The following is a 15,101-nucleotide window of genomic DNA, read 5'->3' as shown; positions in this document are numbered from 1 at the left end:
AACCCCGATCCCCGGCTATTCCAAGCCTCCGCGAAGGGCGCCCCGGCACATCGCCCTGTGCTCGAGCTCATCAACAGGCTGTTGAAAAATCCCCATCACCCTACCCAAACTCCCGTTATCATGTCAAACGCACCGACTTGCGGGCCAAGCACTGCTGTGCTTTGCCGCCTACATCCTCCTGCGCATCGGCAGCCTCTCAGGCTGGTGGGACCCGCATCATGCGCGAGGGAGATACGTTGCGCCGAAAACGGCAAACCTGCCCGAAAATGGGCTAAAAAGAGGCCTTCGAAAGGGCTTTGCAACCCCCTCGAGGTCGCTCGAACACCGAAAACGGTCACAGCCGCATATTCGATGAGTGTTTTTCAACGGCCTGATAATCACTTGTGGTTCGACCCGGCTTGCCATGGGCAGTGCGTAATTTCGACCGAATGTGCCGTTGAGAGGTCAGTCGCTCTTCGTTTTCGGCCCTGATGCAGCCGGGTTTCACGGCGGGGATTTGAACCGGTTGGCCTCAATGAGGGAGCCGATCCTCTTTTACGAAAAGATTCCGCAATTCCGCGTATCGTTTCCCCCTCCGTTCCTTGCCCGGGCTCTTGAAGATGCTGCTCGTGTGCACTTGAGGCATGCCTTTCCCAGGCGCTTCCGTTCGTGCGCGCGCCGAAGGCTGTCCCTGCCGAGCGCCGGCAATTGGGAGGTCCCGGTCGGGCAGCGATTGGGCAGCTCTGCTTTGATACGGCGGGATTTGTTCCGGCGCATTGGCACCGGGGCAACCTACGGTTTCAGTGGCGGTGCGACCGGACGCCAGCCAGGAGGCCCGGCTTGGCCGAGCTTCAGTGCGACAGCGGACGGCGGGTAATTTCGCGGTGGGCGGGGTTTGCCGATTGCTCAAGCAGGGGGTGCCCTGCGATGAGCCACAGCACGTTGCGGTTGGCAGCTTGGCGCTTTGGCGATGGTCGCTGGTGGAAGGGCGGAAAAGAAAAGGCCGCACGGCGAACCGTGCGGCCCTGAAAGTTTGCGGTCAGGTGATTACTTCCGACGGAAGACCATCAACCCGAGCGCGCCCAGACCGAGCAGCGCCAGCGTGCCCGGCTCGGGGATGTAGTAGATGTTGAAGCTTTGCAGCCCCACCAAGTTGGGCGGCGGGTTCAGCGTGCCACCAATGGCGTTGACGTTGAAAGTCAGCGACTTGCCGGCAGCGATCTGACCCGACAGCCACAGGGCCTCCGCCTGCGCCCACGTGGTCACCGTCCCGCCCATGTTGTCCCACACACGCAGTTGCAATGTGGCAACCGGGGCATCCGGCGGCACGTTGGGCAGTGTGGCCGTCACCAGTGCGACAAAGCCCGCGGCGGCGCCTGTACGGAACGTCGTCGTGGGCGTTGCGGGCTGCAAGGAGGACTCGGGCTGGTCTGCCCCTGGCGCGGCAAACAGCTGCGCTGTATAGCCGGCACCAGCCAGAAGCGGCCTGCCACCATAATCCACCGTTCCTGCGGGAATGGACGGCGAAGGGCCGTTACCCACAAGGCTTACAGTGTCGCCCGGCCCCAGCGGCCCATAAATCGGCGCACGCAAGACGCCCGTGACGTTGTTGACAAACACGACTGTCCCTTGGGCAAATGCACTTGCCGCGCACGCCAAGGCCATTGCAACCACCAATGTCTTCTTCATAGGAGCAACGCGTTGATTGTGGTTTACTACCTGCTTTCAACAACAAAGCGAGCCTCTGTCACTGCACCGTGAAATTACGAACCCAGTTGGCTGCGGCCGCCTTGCGGCTGAAGAACGCCTCACCGACGCCCACTTGAGGGTTGGAAGGCGTCCAAGCCATTTCGAATTCGTCGAACATATAAGCAGTGTACCCACTACTTGGGACGTATTTGAACACTTGGTCGCCAGGCTGAGCAGGAAAACTCAGGCTGGGCAGATCACCAGCCTGCGGAACCATGGAACTAACCACGGCGTATCCAGCCGGGATCGCCACAGACAGCTCGCCCTGCATAACCTCGCCCACGAAAGTAATGGTCATAGGCTGGCTTGTGTTGTTCTTAATGAACGCGCCCTCGCCAGGGTTCAGCGTTGCGTCCCCATTCGGCGTCCAGACGAGATCGAACTCGTCGAACATGTACGCCGTCCATGCCCCGCCAGAGTACTTGAACAGCTGCGTGCCTGGCGGCACTGAAGGCAGGAGCGCTGCAATGGTGTTGTTTGTCGTATTGAGCTGGTTCGCGATCAGCGCGAAGCTGTTCGGCGGAACCGTGATGTTGTAGTACCCCACGACGTTGAGGGAGTACACGTTTTGCGCCATTGAGGCGGCGAGACCTGCTGCGAAGGCCGCAGCTGCCAGTAGTGCTTTGGTTCTCATGGTCCTCTGTGCGGTTGTTGTTGGTTTTCTACCGTGTGCGACGCCACTTTCCCAGACTGCGCGATTCCTGTCAATAGCTTTTGCGAAAAAATTTTGAACGCCGCGGGGCATCAGCCGGACCTTTGTTGAGTGCCTTCCACAGCCCCGGTCTGAAATGGCTCCGGGCCGCCCCACCCCGCCCTGGCAACGCCCGTGCCCAAGGGCGTAACCGCACGCTGGCAGCGCTGAGGTAAGTTCTTGGCGGGCAGGGAGATGTGGATCTGACGGATCCGACGGATCTGACCGATCTGACGGATCCGGTGAGGCCAGCGGGGCCGGGGGGCGGTCCCGCTTGCGGGTTGGCGCGATCCACGGCCAAAATGGGGCGGTGAACTGCTCAACCGGACGAACCGGAACCGGCACGGCTGCCGCCCAGGCGCGCAGGTGGTGTGTTCTGGTCCGGCTTCTGTGGTGGGCAGGTATTTGCTCCGTTGTACCGGGCGCGGCGGGCGAGCCTTCTTATTTTTTTCAGTATTGGAGCACGGATGAGGGGTTGCCGCAAAGTTCGGTTTCAGCGGTGGTGCAAACGCGGGACGGATATTTGTGGCTGGGGACGTACGGCGGGCTGGTGCGGTTTGACGGGGTGCGGTTTGTGGCGTTTGACGCGGGCAACACGTCCGGGCTGGCCAGCAGTCGGGTGACGGCGTTGTACGAGGACGCGGAGGGGCGGATGTGGATTGGCCATGAGAACGGTTCCGCCACGATGTACGAGGCGGGCCGATTTCGGCCGGTGCCGCTGCCGGAGTCGTGGGGGACGGGCAAGGTCCTGGCGATTGTGGGGGATGAACGGAACCGGGTGTGGTTGGTGGACGAGGAAGGGACGATGTACGGGGTGGCGGACAGAGGTCGGCTGGTGCCGGCCAGCGGGAGCGGTCGCGGCCTGATTGCGGTGGCGCGGACGGTGTCAGGGGAGGTGTGGATTGCGCGGAATGGTCGGCTCTCGGTGCTTCGGAACGGGCGATTGGAGGTGGAAACTTTTGGCGACGCGCCGGAAGCGGGTTTTGTTCAGGGGATTTGCGGCAGTCGGCGGGGCGGATTGTGGGTGTCGCGGAACGGTCGGCTGGGGCGCTGGACGGCGTGGGGCTGGGCGGAAGAACGGGGTGAAGCCCCTTGGGGGGCCCATGGAGTGCCGGTGATGCTGGAGATGCAGGACGGAACCGTGGTGGGGGGCACGACCGAAGCGGGCTTGTTCCTGGTGCCACCGGATGGAGCGCCGGTGCATTTTACGCGGACGAACGGGCTGCCGCAGGATTGGATTCGGTCGTTGTGCGAGGATCACGAGGGGAACCTTTGGGTGGGCGTGGGCAGTGCAGGGCTTGTGGCGGTGCGGGCGGCGCAGGTCCAAACCCCGGCACCGCCCGACCGGTGGCAGGGTCGGCCGGTGCTTTCGGTCCTTTACGGTCGCGACGGCGCGCTATGGATGGGCACGGAGGGTGCGGGTTTGTATCGGTGGCATCAAGGGCGGTGGGAACACTTTGGGAGTGAATCGGGTTTGGCGAATCCGTTTGTGTGGTCGTTGGCGGAGGATGGAGCGGGTCGGCTGTGGGTGGGCACGTGGGGTGGCGGGGTGTTTGTGCGCAATTCTGAGGGGCGCTTTGAGCGGCCGCCGGGCCTGGACGAGTTGACGGTCCCGGTGCTGGCCCTCCTGCCGGGCCGGCATGGGGAGATGTGGCTGGGCACGGGTGACGGGTTGGTCCGGTACGACGCGGGCCGCGTGGAGTGGTATGGTCGAGCCGAGGGGCTGCAGTCGCCGGATGTGCGTGCCGTGCTGGAGAGCCCGGATGGCACGGTGTGGTTTGGGATGTCGGGTGGCGGGTTGGGGCGACTTCGGGACGGGAAAGTGCGCCAGTGGCGGCGGAAGGACGGTCTGCCCAGCGATTACGTCCAGGCGCTTTGGCAGGACGATCCGGGTACCCTCTGGCTGGGCACGGCCGGGGAAGGGCTGGTGCGATTCATGGGGGAACGGTTTGATCCGGTGGGGCCACGTCAGGGGCTGCCGAACGGTGTGATTTGCCACATGACGTCGGACGGGCGCGGTTGGGTGTGGCTTTCGACATTTGGCGGGTTGATCCGTGTGGCGAAGGCGGAGTTGGACCGCGTGGCCGGGGGCGGGCCCGGTCCGGTGTCGGCCGTGGTGTATGGGAAGGGCGAGGGGATGCCCACCTTGGAATGCTCCGGGGGGTTGCAACCGGCGGGGTGCAGGACGCCCGACGGCCGGCTCTGGTTTGCCACGAGCAAGGGGCTGGTGGGGGTGGACCCGGCGCAACAGAAGATCAACCGGCAGCCGCCGCCGGTGGTGATCGAGGAGGTTCGGCTGAACGGGCAGTCGTGGGCGCGACAACCGTTTGCTGCGACGGAGCCGGTCCGGATTCCGGCCGGTCGGCATCGGTTGGAGTTTCGGTTTACCGGCCTGAGTTTCACGGTGCCGGAGAAGGTGCGGTTTCGGTTCCGGTTGGAGGGGGTGGACCGTGAATGGACGGAGGGCGGGACGGAACGCAGTGCGGTGTACCAGTATCTGCCGCCCGGCGAGTACGTGTTTCGGGTCACCGCATGCAACAACGACGGAATCTGGAATCCGGTGGGCGCGCGCGTCTCGTTTCGGGTGGAGCCGTTCATCTGGCAGACGTGGTGGTTTCGGATGTTGGCCGTGTTGACCGGTGCGGGTGCGGTGGGCGGTGGGGTGGCGGCGGCGGCGCGAGTGCGGATGCGGCGGAAACTGGAGCGGCTGGAGCGGCAACAGGCTTTGGAACGGGAGCGGGCCCGGATTGCCAAGGACATGCACGACGAGCTGGGCGCCAGCCTGACGCGCATCACGCTGCTGAGCCAGACGGCCCGATCCGAGCTGGACGATCCGGCTCTGGTGGCGCCGGTGCTGGACCGTATTTTTGACACGGCCCGCGAGCTGACGCGGGCGTTGGACGAGATTGTGTGGGCGGTGAACCCGCGGCATGACACGCTGGACAGTTTGGCCACCTATCTGGGGCGGTTTGCCCAGGAGTTTCTGGCTGCGGCGCGGATCAGGTGTCGGCTGGACGTTCCGGTGGATTTACCGGCCTGGCCGGTAACGGCCGAGGTGCGGCACAATCTGTTTCTGGCCTTCAAAGAGGCGCTGAACAACGCGGTCAAGCACGCCGCGCCCGGCGAGGTGCGCATCCGGCTGGAAACCGGGTCGGACGGATTCGTTTTGCAGGTGGAGGACGACGGGCGGGGTTTCGAGCCGGCGCCAGCGGGGGACCCGGGGGCAGGAGTGGCGCGGCGCGGCGGTCACGGCCTGGACAACATGCGGCAACGCCTGGAGGACATCGGCGGGCGGTGCGAAATCCGCAGCGCTCCCGGGCAGGGCACGACGGTGGTGTTCACGGTGCCGCGGGCCCGCCACTCGGGTTGAACTGGCCAAGTGGGACGCCAGCTTTAACGGGCGGGGTACGATCGAGCACTCCATGACGGTCTGGAGAGGAAGAAAGGGTTCTCTCCGCTCGGGCATAAACCTCCCGTCGCGTTTCGACACGCCCTAATCGCACCAATCTCGCGGCAATGCCTCCACGAGTTCGCCCAAGGGCCCTGGCAATTTCTCCGATGCTACACCCAGAGTCAAAGCGGGCAAGCAGCTCGGAGTCCTGTTCAGAAGTCCAAGGCCGACCCACGTTAGGCGGAGTGGATTTTGCCCTGAATCGCAATGGTTGGGCATCACTGAGAACCAAGACCGCTGTATACAGTGCTCGGATAACGTCGGGGTCCTGCAATACACCCGGCTGCTCAATCGGAGCCCCCGTTTTTGGATTGGTGCCGTTTGCGAGCGCTCGCAGTATGGCTAGTGCTTCACTGGACGTCATAGTCCTGCTGCTCAGCCGATAGCCAGTGGCAGTTTTTGTTGCTGGTTTTATTAGCACGAAACCCACCACACTCTCAAGAACCGCCTGGTCACGGTGGTCCACCATCCGCACCGGCCACGAAAATGATTCCGGCTAGCAGGGTGTAGGACCGATTCTTGGAGACTATGCGGCAACGCCTGGAGGACATCGGCGGGCGGTGCGAAATCCGCAGCGCTCCCGGGCAGGGCACGAGGGTGGTGTTCACGGTGCCGCGGTCGCATGCGCCCAATTGAGACCGGGCAACCACGGTTCGGGTGAAGAATGGCCGGGATTGATCCCGGCGGCGGAATGTCGGAGCCCGGTGAAGGGTGGGTTACCCGCGGCGGATGCGAGGTCGGGTGGCGGGCGTACCGGGGCCGACCGTGGCGCGGGGTATGAGGGCATGACAGGGCGCGCAAGGGGCCGGGCGATTGGAATCGTTGCAGGCGTGCATCATCCAATGCCGAACACGCAGACGGGAGAGCCGCTGCTGTTTGGATGTGGTGCTTCGCGCAGGGCCCTGGCGGTTTCTGCCCCGGTGGCCGGGGACCATGATTCATCTTGCCCGCACTGCCGAGGGGAGTCGGTCCGGGAATCGGCCGCCGGGAACGCGGCCTCTCCGACGGCCGGGCAACGGACCGTGGGGATGCGTTCGAGGGCGGCCTTGCGGAGTGGCGCAGTGCTGCCGGGGTGGAGCTGTCGTGTGAAATCATGACACCCGGGAGCTGCGGGCATAGACTAGGCTGCATGGGCAGGGTGAGTATTGCGGTGGCCATCATTGAGGATGACGCGCCGGCGCGTGAGATCCTGGCGCAATGGTTGCGCCGGGCGGAGGGGTTTCGCTGCGTGGGCGAGTATGAGTCGGCCGAGACCGCCCTGCGCGAGTTACCCGGTGTGAAACCGGACGTGGTGTTGGTGGACATCAACCTGCCCGGGCTGAACGGGATCGAGTGTGTGCGCCGGCTGAAACCGCAGATGCCGGAGGCGCAGTTCGTGATGCTGACCGTGTACGAGGACGCGGATCACATTTTCGATGCGCTCAAGGCGGGTGCAACCGGTTACCTGCTCAAACAGACCACACGGCAGGAACTTCTGGCGGCGGTGCGCCAGGTGCACAGCGGGGGCTCGCCCATGACCAGCAACATTGCCCGCAAGGTGGTGCAATCCTTTCAGCAGCAACCGGCGGGACTGTCTGCAGGTGCGGTGGAGGCACCGGAAACGGCCGAGTTGTCGCCGCGGGAGCGGGAGGTGCTGGATCTGCTGGCGCGGGGTTACCTGTACAAGGAGATTGCGGATGCGCTGAGCATCAGCCTGCCCACGGTGAACACCTACATCCGGCGGATCTACGAGAAACTGCATGTGCGTTCGCGCTGGCAGGCGGTGGCCCGGTATGCCCATTGGGCTCCGGGCGCGGGAGGCGCGGATCGAGGTTCGGAAGGTTCCGGCGGTCGGAAGAACTGAGGGGGCCAGCAGGTTCACGGGCCGCGGGGTGGTCCGCGGTCGGGGCAGGCGGGGGCGTTTCGAATGCGGCCTTCGGGCCGGCCGGGCTTCGTGGGTTGCAGGCCCTCAATAGAGCCATTCCACGATGCGGCCCTGGGCATCGAGTTTTACCCCCTGCCGACGAAAGGCCCAGCACATGTAGCTGACGCTGACGAAGAAGGAGGCCGGCAGACGGTTCACGGCACAGATCTTGGCACCCAGCAGGGTGGTCCAGCCGCCGAATCCCATGGGGCCGATGCCCAGTTCGTTGGCGGTGCGCACGATGTCCTGTTCCAGTTCGTCCAGGACGGGGTTGGGGTTGCGGTCGTCCAGACGGCGCAGGAACTGTTGTTTGCTGAACTCGTATCCGGTGGCGCGGTCGCCACCAATGCAAACGCCCAGCACGCCCGGGCCACAGCCCTTGCCCTGGGCCTGCAACACGGCGTCCAAAATGACCTTGCGGCACCCGGCCAGGTCACGGTTGGCTCCCAGGCGCTCGTCCGGGAGCGAATATTGGGCGCCGACATTTTCGCACCCGCCGCCCTTGAGGATGAGGCGGACGTAAACGTCCGGCGAACGGTGTTGGTGGAAATGAAGGGTGGGCGAACCGGGGCCGACGTTGGTGCCGTCGTTTTTGCCGGTGAGGGAATCCACCGAGTTTTGGCGAAGGTACCCCTTGCGTGTGGCCAGTTTGACTGCCTCGCGGGCGGTTTCCTCGAAGGCAATCTGGTCATAGCCCACCGGGCAATCCACGTAGAACAGAATGCTGCCGGTGTCCTGGCAGATGGGCTGGGATTTGCGCCGGGCCAGTTCGATGTTGGCCTGGATGATTTTCATGGCCGACTCGGCGATGGTGCCCTTCTGTTCCCGTTCGAGCGCCGCCACGATCGCCCGGGCGACGTCGTCGGGCATCTCGGCCGAGGTGCGCCGGATCAGTTCCACCAGGGAAGCCTGCAATTCGCCGTTCATGTAGGTGCAATGTAGGTGGGGATGGCCGTGGCCGCAACGCGGCAGAGGGTCCGGGTGGCCCGGCAAACCGGTGGGTCCGGGCCGACGAACGGGCTGCAGTGGACGCTTGGTTTTGCGGGCCGGGTGTTGTTTCATCGCGGGCGGTTATGGACGAGTCCAATGCGCTGATTGAACAGCGGAAGGCGAAGCTGGCGGCCCTGCGGGCGCGCGGCCTGGATCCGTTTCGCAACAAGTTCACGCCCACCCGGAGCTGCGAGGAGGCCCGGACCGGGTACGTGGAAGGCCAGGAGGTGGCGGTGGCGGGTCGGGTGACGGCGCATCGGGACATGGGCAGGAGCCTGTTTTTCGATGTGCGCGACGGCAGCGGTCGGCTGCAGGTCTACGCCCAGAAGAACGTGTTGGGCGACGAGGCCTACGAGCTCGTGAAGCACCTGGATCTGGGCGACATCGTGGGGGTGCGCGGCACGTTGTTCACCACGCGCACGGGTGAGATTTCGGTGCGGGCGACCGAGTGCGTGTTGCTGGCCAAGGCGTTGCGACCGCCCCCGGCCAAATGGCACGGGCTCGAAGACACCGAGATCCGCTACCGGCAGCGTTATCTGGACCTGATCGCCAACCCGGAGGTCAAACAGGTGTTTTTGAAGCGGAGCCGGATCGTGCGGGCCATCCGGGAGTTTCTGTACAACCGCGGGTTTGTGGAAGTGGAGACGCCGGTGTTGCAGGCCATTCCGGGGGGTGCGGCGGCGCGGCCGTTCAGGACCTGGCACAATGCGCTGGGGTGCGAGTTTTACCTGCGGATCGCGCTGGAGCTGCCGTTGAAGCGGCTGCTGGTGGGGGGATTTGACCGGGTGTTCGAGCTGGGTCGGTGTTTCCGCAACGAGGGGATTTCCCGCCGGCACAATCCGGAGTTCACCATGCTGGAGGCTTATCAGGCCTATGGCGATTACGAGACCATGATGGAACTGGTCCAGAGCATGATTGTGCACGTGGCGCAGACGGTGCTGGGCACGTTGCGGGTCGAACACCGGAACGCGGAGGGGCAGGTGGTGCGGACGATTGATCTGACGCCGCCCTGGCCCCGGGTGCGGTACAAGGATCTGGTGCGCGAACGGGCGGGCCGGGACTGGTTCGATGTCACGCCGGAGGAACGGCGCGCGCGGGCGGAACGGCTGGGGGCGGAGCTGGGGCCGGATTACGAGGATTTCGAGGTCACCCAGGCCGTGTTTGAAAAGCTGATCGAGCCCACGCTGATCCAGCCGGTGTTCGTGACGCATCTGCCCAGGGAGTTGATTCCACTGGCCAAGGTGTCGCCGGAGGATCCCACCACGGTGGAGGTGTTTGAGCTGTGCATCAACGGCCAGGAAATCGCGCCCGCCTACACGGAACAGAACGATCCCATCGAACAGCGCGAACGGCTGGAACACCAGGCCGGCGGCGAACGGCAAAAGCTGGACGAGGACTTCCTTGTGGCGCTGGAGCATGGGATGCCGCCTGCCGGTGGCATGGGCATGGGCATTGACCGGCTGTGCATGATGCTGCTGGGTCAGGAGAGCATTCGGGACGTGATCCTGTTCCCGCAACTGCGTCCTCGTCAGCCGCACACAGCTGCAGGTACGGATCTGCCGACCGCTGCGGCCGGCCCGACCGGTTGACGGTGGACACTCCCGGGTCCGACGCCGCTGCGCCCTGGTGCGAGGGCCCGGCGTACCCTGTTCACCAGGCCCCGCGGCTGCGGCGACCGGGTGGGGTGTGGAACCGCGGGGTTTTGGACTTCCGCAAGAGGTCCGGGGAGGTCAACATCCCGGACGGATCCGTTTGCAACCGGTGAGGGTGGACGGTTGAACGTGGATCCTTGCTCAACTGGGCGGAACCATGCACGGCCCTGGGGACCCAACGGGCGGATCGGTCGGAGCCGGCTCGGGGCTCAAGGTGGGGTGTTGCGGTTTTGCGGGGTCCCAGAAGGACTACTTTCGCAAATTCCGGGTGGTGGAAATTCAACAGACGTTCTACGAGCCGCCCCGGGTCGAGACAGCCGGCAAATGGCGGGCCGCAGCGCCGGCAGACTTCGAGTTCACGTTAAAAGCGTGGCAGTTGATCACCCACACGGCCGACAGCCCCACCTACCGCCGGTTGCGGACGGAGCTTTCGGAGGCGGATCTGATCGAGTGCGGTCATTTTCAGGACACCGCGGTGGTGCGCTTTGCGTGGCAACGGACCCTGGAGGTGGCGCGGGCCCTACAGGCGCGGCGGGTGCTCTTCCAATGTCCGGCCCGGTTCACACCCACGCCGGAGAACGTCCGGCGTTTGCGGCGGTTTTTTGAGAACCTGGATCGTTCCGGGCTGGACTGCGTGTGGGAACCGCGCGGGTCCTGGCCGCCCGACCTGGTGCGTTCCCTGTGCGAGGAACTGCACCTGACCCATGCAGTGGATCCGTTCCGGCAACCGTGCCTGGCGGGGGCGGTGCCCTACTATCGGCTGCATGGGGGCACCGGCTACTCCCATCGGTTTACTGACGAGGAACTGGATGAGCTGAAGAGGCGGGTGGGTCCGGGCCCGGCCCATGTCTTTTTCAACAACGTGACGATGAAAGAGGACGCGCTGCGGTTTTTGGCGCGGCTTTGACCACCGGTGGCAGGGCGGTGTCAACCGCCGGCCGCGGGCGGGCCGCTTCCTCGGCGGAGAACAGGAGGGACCGGGCGAACTTCAAGGGACGCCGACGCCGCCGGGGCGGCGTTGCAGGAGGTACCAAGCCGCCCCCAGGACCAAGATCGCAAGGATGAGGGCGATCAAGGTCGCCACTTTTTTGATCCACCGGGCCCGCTCGAGCAGGGCTTGGGTGCGCATCCGCTCGGCCTGCATAAACAGTTCGAATTCTTTTTCGATGGACAGGCCTTCGGGCGGGGGTTCGCGCAATTGGAGGGTCAGCCAGCGGCCCTTGAGCGCGCGCCAGGGTTCGGGCAACTGGGCGAGCACGGTTTCCTCGGCCCGATGCATGCCGCAGCGGGCCCAGAACGGAGCCTCTTCGCGGGTCCAGACGCGGTAGAGCCCGTGGTTGCGGGCGACCTGTTCGAGCCGCTCCCACAAGAGGGCGCGGTAATGGTCGGCCCCGGCGAAGTCGGCGAAGACCTCGCTGTGGACGAGTCCGTGTCCCTGCTCCATTGCGAGGGCAACGGCGGCCAGGATTTGTCCCTCGGGCGACTCGACCACCTGGAACTCCGTGACGCGTCGTTCCAGTCCGGCCACGTCGGGTAGCTGGGCCTGCCAAAGAGTGCGCAACTGCGGAAGGTCATCCACCGTGGCACGCCGGACTCGCAGGTTGCCGCCCTCCATGGCAGGGGTCGGAGCAGAGGGTTCAAGCGGCTTTTGTCCCGGCACGGGCTGCGCGGGCGGCCTCGGCATAGGCCGTTGCGCGGCGTTTCAGTTCGGCCCAGTCGTTGGCCGCCAGGATCTCCCTGGAGACCAGGGCCGAGCCCACGCCCACGGCCGGGCAACCGGCCTGAAACCATTCGGCCAGGTTTTCCAAGGTGACTCCGCCCGTGGGGATGAACCGCAGGTGGGGCATCGGAGCCCGCACGGAACGCACGAACCCCGGGCCCAACAGCTCGGCCGGAAAGAGTTTGATGAAGTCGGCCCCGGCCTCGTGAGCCCATTGGGCTTCGGTGGGGGTGAAGGCTCCGATGACGCTGACGGCCCCGCCTGTGAAAATGATGGGGACGAAATCCGGGCGGGCCAGCGGGGTAACCACAAACTCCGCGCCGCTGGCCAGGACGGCGCGGCACTGGTCCGCGTTCAGCACGGTGCCGGCGCCGATCAGGGCGTCGTTTTCGAATCGTCGCCGGGCCTCTTCAATGGCCGCACAGGCCTCGGGCGTGGTGAGTGTGATTTCCACCGCCCGCACCCCGCCTGCCAGCAGGGCTTCGGTCAGGGGCAGAACCTGTTCCCGGGACCGTGCCCGCACCACGGCGATGACGCCCGGGTCCGTCAGCGCCTGCAGGATTTGATCGCGCGTACGCATAGCAACGGCGGTTCATGATAGAAAAGCCGCCGTTGCTGTCGCGGAAAAAGTGACCCGCGGCGCACCCGGCCGCGGTGGACGGTTCGTTGCCCGGTCAGCTTCGGATGGCCAACCCCACGGGCATTTGGTCCGGCGGAACGTCCTCGATGTGGGCGTGTTGTTCGAGAAACTCGAGAACCTTCCCGTGGAGGATTTCGTCGTGGACGGCCTGGGCCGTCTGGTTTTGGACGATTTCGGACAACACCTGCTGGGGCGTTTTGTTGGCCAGGGCGGCGTGATAGGCGACCCAGCGATGGAAATCTTCTTCGGTGACCTTGATGTTTTCCTTTTCGGCGATCCGGTTCACCAGGAAGTCCCATTTGACCCGGTCCCGGGCGGTGGCCAGTGCGTTCTGGTAGATGGTCTCCTTTTCACGTTCAATCAGGTCGCGGCTGACGCCCCGGGCCGTGTTTTCGCGGACAATCTGGTAGACGACCCGGCGTGTCTCGTTCTCCACGAGAGATTCCGGCAGGTCGAAATGGACCCGCTCCAGCAACCCGCGAATCAGTTGGGATCGGACCTGCTGTCGGAGTTTGTATTTCAGCTCATTTTCAAGGTCGCGCCGGACGCCTGCGCGGAGGGCCTCCAGGTTTTCGGCTCCCAGGTCCCTGGCGAACTGGTCGTCCAGCGGTGGAAGGACCACTTCCTTGATCTCGACGACCTCCACCTGAAATGCGGCCGGTCGACCTGCCAGGGCCGGGCTGGGAAAATCGGGCGGGAACATGAGGTGGATGGTCCGCGATTCGCCGGCCCGGGCACCGGTCAACTGTTCTCCGAAGCCGGGCAGGAAGGCGTTTCGTTCCACGTTGACCCAAAAGGCCCTGGCCTCGGCGAGGCTCGGCGCATCAGGGGCCACCTCGCGCAGGGGCCGGCCTTCCACGGTGGCGGTGTAGTTGATCACGGCGATGTCGCCGGTGGCCGCCGGGCGGTCAACGGTCTGATAGCGCACGCGTTGGCGGCGCAGCACCTCCAGGGCACGTTCCACGTCCTCCTCGGTCACCGAACGGATCTCGCGTTTGGCGGGCAGGCCCTTGTACTCCGGCAGGTCGAATTCGGGCTCGGTTTCGAGGGTCAGGACGGCGTTCAATGCCTGGCCGCGACCGAACTGCACCACTTCCAGGTTTTCCGTTCGCAACGGGCGCAGACCCTTGTTGGTTTCAATCTCCTTCAGGCACTCCTGCAGGAGTCGGCGCCGGACGGCTTCCTCGATTTCCTTCTGGAACTTGCGCTCGACCAGTTCCAAGGGTGCCTTGCCGCGGCGGAAACCCGGCAGGATCGCCTCCGCCCGGTACTCCTTGAGCGTTTCGGCAAAGGCCTCGTCCACCTTTGCAGCCTCGACTTCCACCCGCACCAGCTTGCGGCAGGGGGCCAACGGTTCTACCGAAATGTTCACAGTTCCAATCCTTTCCTGGTTGCTGTTGCCGGCCCGCGTTTCGGGCTCCGAGGCTCCGCGACCGGCAGAGCGAAACAATCTAGAATGGCAACCCCCTCCGTCAAGCCCGCCAGACCGACCGGTTGCATCCGGGGCGCATCTCGGTTGGTGGCCGTTGGCCGTTGTTCGGGGTGGGCCCGGCCTGGTCGGCGGAGGCCTCCGGTCGTCACCTCCGCAACCCCTTCCACGGCGTTCTTAGGGTTTGGGTGCAGAAACCGTTGCATCGGCTGCTGCGAAGGGAGTTGGTGCCGGCGGGGCGGGAGTCCGCGACCGCCACAGGGCTTCAAAAAAGCAGAGTGCAGCCGCCGAGGCACCTTGACCAGACGTGGAAGTTGCCCGGCAGACAACCAGAGCGCATTGCGGGCCGATGAGATCGCGGGGGCGTGGTGAGTGGAAATGTGGTCGGCGTCCGGACGCGAGATGGACCAGCAGGAGGCGGCGCTCCCCGTCTCGCAGGTCGCGCCGGGGGCTCCGCAATTGCGCGGCCCCGTGCAGACGGTCCATGCGCGCCCGGTATCCCCGTGTGATCAAGGAAGTCTGCGGTCCTGTGCTTGCCTTCGGATGCGCGGAAGCAAGGGGTGGCGGTCACGCGGGAGCCGCCGACCGCCCATGCACGGGGAACGCCCGGACCCGGTGAGGGTCCGCGAACCAGCTGAACAGGTCGCACGCCGTCCTTCCGAAGGAGCGGATCTTCCAAGGGACGCCACCCGGGGCCGCACTGTGAAACCGGGTCTCATGGGGAGTCAACACGGCGGTTGGCCCGGCCGCCCGCTCTCTCTTTCCACTGATGGCGTCGGGTCGCCGGCATCGAACCCTCGAGCCGTGTGCGCGTTCCGCGGGACCCCCTGAATCCTTAGCCAGCCGTTGGGGCGGGGTGCAAAACGATGTTTTCGAATCGGAGGAGTCTCTAAACGA

The 15,101-nt window shown here is 65.1% G+C and carries 10 protein-coding genes; 4 read left to right on the top strand and 6 right to left on the bottom strand.

Translation table 11 applies throughout. The annotated features are described in order from the left end of the window. Positions 1-1,026 precede the first annotated feature (1,026 nt). Together G4L39_RS00745 and G4L39_RS00740 are read right to left on the bottom strand one after the other, a co-directional pair. Positions 1,027-1,668, bottom strand: a complete 642-nt coding sequence (locus tag G4L39_RS00745) for a PEP-CTERM sorting domain-containing protein (protein WP_165105187.1) — start codon at positions 1,666-1,668, stop codon at positions 1,027-1,029. A 58-nt stretch (positions 1,669-1,726) separates the two neighbouring features. Further along, complete coding sequence (locus tag G4L39_RS00740) at positions 1,727-2,362, bottom strand: hypothetical protein (protein WP_165105186.1); 636 nt, start codon at positions 2,360-2,362, stop codon at positions 1,727-1,729. Positions 2,363-2,729: 367 nt separating this feature from the next. Between G4L39_RS00740 and G4L39_RS00735 the strand changes: the two genes are divergently transcribed. Further along, positions 2,730-5,789 carry a sensor histidine kinase gene (locus G4L39_RS00735; RefSeq protein ID WP_343203288.1) on the top strand — a complete coding sequence of 1,020 codons (3,060 nt, stop codon included), beginning with the start codon at positions 2,730-2,732 and terminating at the stop codon, positions 5,787-5,789. 1,210 nt (positions 5,790-6,999) lie between these two features. Further along, complete coding sequence (locus G4L39_RS00730) at positions 7,000-7,713, top strand: response regulator transcription factor (protein ID WP_165105183.1); 714 nt, start codon at positions 7,000-7,002, stop codon at positions 7,711-7,713. A gap of 105 nt (positions 7,714-7,818) precedes the next feature. Here the strand turns inward: G4L39_RS00730 and G4L39_RS00725 are convergent, their stop codons facing one another. Beyond that, the gene (locus tag G4L39_RS00725; RefSeq protein WP_165105182.1) at positions 7,819-8,700 is read right to left on the bottom strand and encodes a fumarate hydratase; all 882 of its coding nucleotides are present in this window, start codon (positions 8,698-8,700) and stop codon (positions 7,819-7,821) included. 146 nt (positions 8,701-8,846) lie between these two features. Between G4L39_RS00725 and lysS the strand changes: the two genes are divergently transcribed. Together lysS and G4L39_RS00715 are read left to right on the top strand one after the other, a co-directional pair. Next, the gene (gene lysS, locus G4L39_RS00720) at positions 8,847-10,352 is read left to right on the top strand and encodes a lysine--tRNA ligase (protein WP_165105181.1); all 1,506 of its coding nucleotides are present in this window, start codon (positions 8,847-8,849) and stop codon (positions 10,350-10,352) included. 220 nt (positions 10,353-10,572) lie between these two features. After that, a complete protein-coding gene (locus G4L39_RS00715; protein WP_165105179.1) occupies positions 10,573-11,322 on the top strand; it encodes a DUF72 domain-containing protein in 750 nt (249 codons plus the stop codon). Positions 11,323-11,403: 81 nt separating this feature from the next. Here G4L39_RS00715 and G4L39_RS00710 read toward each other — a convergent pair whose 3' ends face one another. The 3 genes from G4L39_RS00710 to tig all read right to left on the bottom strand — a co-directional run bounded on the left by G4L39_RS00710 (position 11,404) and on the right by tig (position 14,147). Beyond that, positions 11,404-12,030 carry a GNAT family N-acetyltransferase gene (locus G4L39_RS00710; RefSeq protein ID WP_165105178.1) on the bottom strand — a complete coding sequence of 209 codons (627 nt, stop codon included), beginning with the start codon at positions 12,028-12,030 and terminating at the stop codon, positions 11,404-11,406. Between the two features lie 22 nt (positions 12,031-12,052). Then, on the bottom strand, positions 12,053-12,715 hold the full coding sequence (locus G4L39_RS00705; protein WP_165105177.1) for a bifunctional 4-hydroxy-2-oxoglutarate aldolase/2-dehydro-3-deoxy-phosphogluconate aldolase: 663 nt from the start codon (positions 12,713-12,715) through the stop codon (positions 12,053-12,055). A gap of 94 nt (positions 12,716-12,809) precedes the next feature. Next, positions 12,810-14,147 carry a trigger factor gene (tig, locus tag G4L39_RS00700; RefSeq protein ID WP_165105175.1) on the bottom strand — a complete coding sequence of 446 codons (1,338 nt, stop codon included), beginning with the start codon at positions 14,145-14,147 and terminating at the stop codon, positions 12,810-12,812. Between the last annotated feature and the right edge of the window lie 954 nt (positions 14,148-15,101).

The sequence above is a fragment of the Limisphaera ngatamarikiensis genome, assembly GCF_011044775.1.
Lineage (GTDB): Bacteria > Verrucomicrobiota > Verrucomicrobiia > Limisphaerales > Limisphaeraceae > Limisphaera > Limisphaera ngatamarikiensis.
This window is presented reverse-complemented; position numbering and strand designations above follow the sequence as displayed.

Bases quoted from the DNA above. Each gene is read 5' to 3' on its own strand.
- G4L39_RS00740 (WP_165105186.1), bottom strand. From the start codon at position 2,362: ATGAGAACCAAAGCACTACTGGCAGCTGCGGCCTTCGCAGCAGGTCTC.
- G4L39_RS00725 (WP_165105182.1), bottom strand. From the start codon at position 8,700: ATGAACGGCGAATTGCAGGCTTCCCTGGTGGAACTGATCCGGCGCACC.
- lysS (WP_165105181.1), top strand. From the start codon at position 8,847: ATGGACGAGTCCAATGCGCTGATTGAACAGCGGAAGGCGAAGCTGGCG.
- G4L39_RS00710 (WP_165105178.1), bottom strand. From the start codon at position 12,030: ATGGAGGGCGGCAACCTGCGAGTCCGGCGTGCCACGGTGGATGACCTT.
- G4L39_RS00745 (WP_165105187.1), bottom strand. From the start codon at position 1,668: ATGAAGAAGACATTGGTGGTTGCAATGGCCTTGGCGTGCGCGGCAAGT.
- G4L39_RS00705 (WP_165105177.1), bottom strand. From the start codon at position 12,715: ATGCGTACGCGCGATCAAATCCTGCAGGCGCTGACGGACCCGGGCGTC.
- G4L39_RS00715 (WP_165105179.1), top strand. From the start codon at position 10,573: ATGCACGGCCCTGGGGACCCAACGGGCGGATCGGTCGGAGCCGGCTCG.
- G4L39_RS00730 (WP_165105183.1), top strand. From the start codon at position 7,000: ATGGGCAGGGTGAGTATTGCGGTGGCCATCATTGAGGATGACGCGCCG.